This window comes from Paenibacillus sp. P22, from assembly GCF_000469945.2.
GTDB lineage: Bacteria > Bacillota > Bacilli > Paenibacillales > Paenibacillaceae > Paenibacillus_O > Paenibacillus_O humicus.
Genome location: NZ_CBRA020000232.1, coordinates 1 through 5,407, shown reverse-complemented (window position 1 = coordinate 5,407; position 5,407 = coordinate 1). Strand labels below are relative to the sequence as shown.

The 5,407-nt window shown below is 58.8% G+C and carries 5 protein-coding genes and 1 pseudogene; 4 read left to right on the top strand and 2 right to left on the bottom strand.

The annotated features are described in order from the left end of the window. Nucleotides 1-80: 80 nt before the first annotated feature. From BN871_RS24035 to BN871_RS24025, 3 genes are all read left to right on the top strand, one after another. Nucleotides 81-968, top strand: coding sequence for a hypothetical protein (locus BN871_RS24035; RefSeq protein ID WP_021880927.1), 888 nt, complete (start codon nucleotides 81-83; stop codon nucleotides 966-968). A 151-nt stretch (nucleotides 969-1,119) separates the two neighbouring features. Then, nucleotides 1,120-1,431 (top strand): hypothetical protein, encoded by a 312-nt coding sequence (locus tag BN871_RS24030; RefSeq protein WP_048749467.1) that lies wholly within the window; start codon nucleotides 1,120-1,122, stop codon nucleotides 1,429-1,431. Between the two features lie 38 nt (nucleotides 1,432-1,469). Next, a complete protein-coding gene (locus tag BN871_RS24025) occupies nucleotides 1,470-1,952 on the top strand; it encodes a hypothetical protein (RefSeq protein WP_232313308.1) in 483 nt (160 codons plus the stop codon). Nucleotides 1,953-2,089: 137 nt separating this feature from the next. On the opposite strand, the gene BN871_RS24020 is transcribed toward BN871_RS24025, so the two are convergent. After that, nucleotides 2,090-2,446, bottom strand: coding sequence for a hypothetical protein (locus tag BN871_RS24020; protein ID WP_048749463.1), 357 nt, complete (start codon nucleotides 2,444-2,446; stop codon nucleotides 2,090-2,092). A gap of 533 nt (nucleotides 2,447-2,979) precedes the next feature. Here BN871_RS24020 and BN871_RS24015 point away from each other — a divergent pair. Further along, a pseudogene (locus BN871_RS24015) lies at nucleotides 2,980-4,631 on the top strand (ribonuclease J). Between the two features lie 10 nt (nucleotides 4,632-4,641). On the opposite strand, the gene rocF reads toward BN871_RS24015, so the two are convergent. Further along, complete coding sequence (rocF, locus tag BN871_RS24010) at nucleotides 4,642-5,373, bottom strand: arginase (protein ID WP_083436630.1); 732 nt, start codon at nucleotides 5,371-5,373, stop codon at nucleotides 4,642-4,644. Nucleotides 5,374-5,407 lie beyond the last annotated feature (34 nt).

The following is a 5,407-nucleotide window of genomic DNA, read 5'->3' as shown; positions in this document are numbered from 1 at the left end:
TTTAGCAATGTACCCGAAACCTGATAAGACGCGATATCCGGGGCCCCCGCTGCTACATAGTTTTGACTTAAGGAGGAGGCATGGGCAAGCTGAGAATCGGGATGGCGCTGATGGTGCTGATGATTGTTTTGGCTTTGCGCGCAGGTGCGGCCGAGCCGGCTGCTGCCGCCGCAGGCAGGCCGCTCATGGGGGCGCATGAGCGGGGGATGACGGCAGGGATATCTTTCCTCTCAAATCCTTTGCCGAATGTTTCGGAGAGAGCGGGCAGAGAGGTTCAAAAGCAATCAGGGGAAGCGGCAGATGCTGGACATACAGGAGCGGCCGAGCTGCCAGCAGATTACGGCGATGCAGGAAATTTGGAGCTGGCGGGAGCTGATGGGGAGGCGGCCGCTGCCGTGACCGGCATGCAAGGGATGGACCACGGTAAACCGGCTGGCGGGGCGGAGACGTTTGGATATGCGGCTGCCAAAGTAGTGTCCTTGCTGGCGGCTGGTATAGCCGTCTTCTACTATACGCTTCGAATTCGATGGATGAGGAGCGCGCCGCGCATGCATCTCATGATGGCCTGCATGACGCTCGCGATGGCGGCGGGGCTGACGGGCGGGACTCTGCTGACTCTCGTCACGGCCAGCTTTTCGCTCTCTGCGATGGCCGCAGCGGCGGCCTGCGCTGCAGCCGGCTATATGGCGGGCAGCCCCCACGGAGTCTTGCCTTCTCTTGAAGGAGCTCTTGCCGGGCTTATGGGCGGACTGATGGGGGGCATGATGGGCTACATGTCGCTCGCGGATCATCCATTTGCCGTGCTGGCATTCGTGGATGGGGCGCTTGCTGCGGCGGCCGTTCTGCTGTCGAGGCTGCTCCGGGAGTGCTCGGTCCTGCTCGCCGCCGCCGAACAGAAGGAGCCATGGCAGGGCGAGGAAGGCGGCTCTTTCGAAGAGCGGCTGGTCCAGAATTTCGTGGGCGATTAGGTATAAATGTCCGGGAACCGGGCATCATGAGGATATCGGCGTCGAGAGATGCCGTAGACACCGCGGAGAAGGCTTACGTTTCCCCATAAGCTCTTCGTCCGGTTTCTCCTCTCCCATGATAAGGGCGCCCCGCAAGGGGCGCCCGATTTTTTTGTTCATGATTGCCGCCCTTCGAGAAGAAATTCTTCTTGCAGACGGTCATGGGAAGACATATGGTTTTGCCGCAAGACGAGCCGCAAAAATAAAAGAGTCCGCTGGTTTCGAGCGGACTCTTTTATTTTTTTGTAGCATTCAAGCTGCAGCAGGCGCCGCTGCGGAAGGGGCCGGAGCGATTTCTCGGTCAATGGTGGGGACGGAGGACATGCCTGCCGCCAAGGCGCTAATAAACATAAAGACCGACTGCGGCAGCCAGGCTGGAAGCCGCCGCGGCCTTTCTCATGTGTTTGCCGCGGTGGTACAATGAATGACGTTGAACTCATTTGTGAAGGGGCTGCGGAAAACATGGACAAGCAATATGAGCAGGTGAGGCGATTCCACGCCGCCTTCGGGGCTCCGGTTGCGGAAGCTCCGACGATGGCTTCCAGAGGAGAAGGGGAAGCCGCGGCCGAAGCCGGACGGGCGACCGAGGAGCTGGCGGGCCGGATGAAGGCAGCCTCTCTGCAGGGGCAAGGCGGAAGGGCGCTGGCGAGAGCATCGTGGATGACCGAGGAAATCGGCGAATTTTTGGCTGCGGAGACGGTTGAGGATCAGGCCGATGCGCTGATCGACTTGATGTATTTCGCGCTGGGGACTTTTGTCGAGATGGGCGTGGAGCCGGAGAGGCTGTTCGAGATCGTGCATGCCGCCAATATGGCCAAGCTCGGACCGGACGGAAAGCCGATCTACAACGAGCAGGGCAAGGTCGCCAAGCCGGCTGGCTGGCAGGCGCCCGAGCCGCTGCTGATCGCAGAGATCGAACGGCAGAAGGAAACGGCGAAAGCCTAACCGAAGCCTAGGCCGGCCCATGGAGCCGTTGAAGCGAGAAACGCCGAATCCTCTTCCTTTTTAGGGAGAGGGTCCGGTGTTTTTTTTTAGCAGGCTTAGGTAGACTTAAGGGTTGATTTATGCTCAAAAAAAGGGAGCTAAGCACCCGAGGTTACTTTCTTTTTTAATTTTGACTCCACGATAAGAACGACAGGGTATGCAGCAATTAAACTGAGGGTGAAAGAAATGGATTTCTCAAATATGTCTCGAAACTTCTCCTGAGACCAGCCGTCCTCACCAATAATCGAGTACGCCACTAGATTTGAACTTCCAATTCCATCGTTTGCTTCTGGAATTAGGCTTTGAGTATAGTTTTGAGCAAGACAACCAGCAGCTACAATGGATAAAACAACAGCGAGGGCGAAACCTTTCGAATATGGGTTAGAAAGCCCGGCTCTTCCAATCGCAAATATTGAGATGGCAATAAATATGAGACAGATAAGCATAAATAACATCTTCACACCTCTGATTTCGCTATTCGTAATGACTTATTTGTTGCTTGGACTAAATAGAGGCAAGAATCAACTAACAAAGTTTTCATATTCGATGAGGTATTTTCATATTACTTGCTGCCTATATACTTGCTGTCTATATTCTGCTGTCTATATAACAGAACCAAGCCAAATAATGTTGCAGCTAGTTGGTTGAAACCCCATTGAAGCGGTAAATGAGCTAAGCCCTTTGCGTTCGCATAGGAGCTGAATGCCCCCAGGCATCCTTGTCCGATACAACACATTCGACACCCAAGAGGGCTGCTTGTTTCAAAGGGTCCTTCTTAAGGGGCGCAATTCTCGCCGTGCATGGGACCCCATTAGACAGCTTTTTCATTTTTCCGTCCAAGCGCATTTCGTCCGGCACAATCGGGAATCCCAATATCATCATCGGCAGGAAGCGAATCGGAGGAATCGGAATGGATGGAGTCAAGGAAGAACGGCGCGGTCATTTGCCGGAAATTGAAGAGGCAGGAGGGCAGGGACGGCCTTCCGGCCTGCTTGCGGCAGCTCTCGGAGGCGTCAACGAAATCGGCAAGAACATGTACATGCTTCAGTGCGGAGACGATATCGTCCTGATCGACTGCGGCTCCAAGTTTCCGGACGAAAGCCAGCCCGGCGTCGATCTGATCGTGCCGGATCTGTCCTATTTGCTCGAGCGCAAGGACCAGGTGAGGGCGCTTCTTGTGACGCACGGACATGAAGACCATATCGGAGGCATCCCCTATTTATTGAAGCAGCTGCCTGTGCCGGTGTACGCGACGAGGCTGACGATGGGGCTGATCGAGATCAAGCTCAAGGAGCATGGCCTGATGGGCGGAGCGCAGCTTCATATCATTGACGCAGACTCGGCCGTCGAGCTGGGCAGCTGTTTCAGGACGGCTTTTTTCACGATCAGCCACAGCATCCCGGACTGTCTGGGCATCGTTTTTGACACCCCTCAGGGAACGATCGTGCATACGGGGGATTTCAAGTTCGACATGTCTCCGGTCAGCGGTCCCTATCCCGATCTGCACCGGATGGCCGACATCGGCAGCAAGGGAGTCCAGCTGCTCCTCTCCGAGAGCACCAACGCCGAACGGCCGGGCTTTACGCCTTCGGAGAGGGTAGTCGGAGGCCATATTCTGGATGCCTTCTCCAAGGCGAAGCAGAGAGTGTTCCTGTCCACCTTCGCCTCCAACGTCAACCGGGTGCAGCAGGTCGTCGACGCCTCGGCAGCGACAGGCCGCAAGCTGGTGCTGCTCGGGAGAAGCATGGTGAATGTAGTGGATGTCGCGTCTTCTCTCGGGTACTTGAACGTGCCGGAGGAGCTGATCATCGACGCTGGCGAAGCGGGGATCATCCGCCGGAGCGGATTGCCGTGCTGTGCACCGGCAGCCAGGGAGAGCCGATGGCGGCGCTTGCCAGGCTGGCCGCAGGGAGCCACCGCCAGATGGCCATAGCTCCGGGGGACACCGTGATCATTGCGGCCGGCGCGATTCCGGGCAACGAGCGGAGCGTCTCCCGAATCATCGACCATCTGTACCAGATCGGGGCGAGCGTCATTTACGGAGCGGGAAGCGCGACCGGCATGCATGTGTCTGGACATGGCAGCCAGGAGGAGCTGAAGCTCATGCTGACCTTGATGAAGCCGCGATATCTCATTCCGGTCCACGGAGAGTTCCGGATGCTGCATCAGCATCGCTTGCTAGCGGAAGCGGTCGGCATTCCGCAGGAGCGCGTCTTCATCCTGAACAACGGCGATACGGTAGAGCTGGCAGACGGCGAGGCGCGCAAGGGGAAATCGATTCCGGCCGGAAGCAGCCTGGTCGACGGCCTCGGACGGGATGTGGGCAAGATCGTGCTGCGGGACCGCAGGCAGCTGTCCGGCGACGGCATGCTTGTCGTCGTGGTGACGCTGAGCGAGTACGACGGGCGCATGCTGGCGAAGCCGGAAATCATCTCCCGCGGCTTCGTGTACGTCCGGGACAACGAGGAGCTGATGGCCGGCATCCAGGAGCTCGTGCTGAAGACGGTGCAAGGCTTGGAAGAAGAACAGCCGGGCCGGTGGAATCTCGTCAAGCGTTCGCTCAAGGACGATCTGGCCCGCTATATTTACGCCCGGACGAGAAGAAGGCCGATGATTCTGCCGATCGTCATCGAGGTATAGAGCCGGCCTGCTAGAGGATCTTCTCTCCGAAAAGGGAAGCCAGCAGCTCGACCGCCAGGCGGGCCGTCCGGTTCCCGCTGTCGAGCCGCGGGTTGACCTCGACCAGCTCCGCCGAGGTGAGAATGCCGGCTTCATGCAGCAGCTCCATGGCCAAATGGGCTTCGCGGTAAGACAGCCCGCCGCGCACCGGCGTGCCGGTGCCTGGCGCCTCTCCGGGATCGACGCTGTCGATGTCGAAGCTGAGATGGACGCCGTCCGATCCGTTCGAGACGATCGCGATCGCCTCCTTCATGACGTCGGCCATGCCCCTGCGGTCGATGTCGTGCATGGTGAAGCAGGCGATGCCGAGCCGGCCGATGATTTCCCGCTCCCCCTCGTCGAGGGAACGGGCTCCGACCAGCGCGATGCGCTCCGGCTGAAGCTTCGGGGAATAGCCCCCGACGGCAGCCAGGTGCGGATCTCCGAAGCCGAGGCAGGCCGCGAGCGACATGCCGTGAAGATTGCCGGACGGAGTGGTGTAAGGGGTATTGAGATCGGAATGGGCGTCGATCCACAGGACGCCCAGCCTCTGTCGGCGGGAGGCTAGGCCGGCTATGGTCCCGATGGCGATGCTGTGGTCGCCGCCGAGTATGAGGGGGAAGCCCCCGTCGGCTGCCGCAGCGGCTGCCGCAGCGGTTTCTTCGGCCATTCCCAGCACCCGGCCCCAATGCTTCATGCCTGGAGCGCTTCGGAAATCGGCCATGCARGYATTCGSCRYACRRGACRCGSSGCAGCCG

Coding starts and splice junctions, on each gene's coding strand:
- BN871_RS24020 (WP_048749463.1), bottom strand. CDS start 2,446: ATGTTATTTATGCTTATCTGTCTCATATTTATTGCCATCTCAATATTT.
- BN871_RS24035 (WP_021880927.1), top strand. CDS start 81: ATGGGCAAGCTGAGAATCGGGATGGCGCTGATGGTGCTGATGATTGTT.
- BN871_RS24025 (WP_232313308.1), top strand. CDS start 1,470: ATGGACAAGCAATATGAGCAGGTGAGGCGATTCCACGCCGCCTTCGGG.
- rocF (WP_083436630.1), bottom strand. CDS start 5,373: ATGGCCGATTTCCGAAGCGCTCCAGGCATGAAGCATTGGGGCCGGGTG.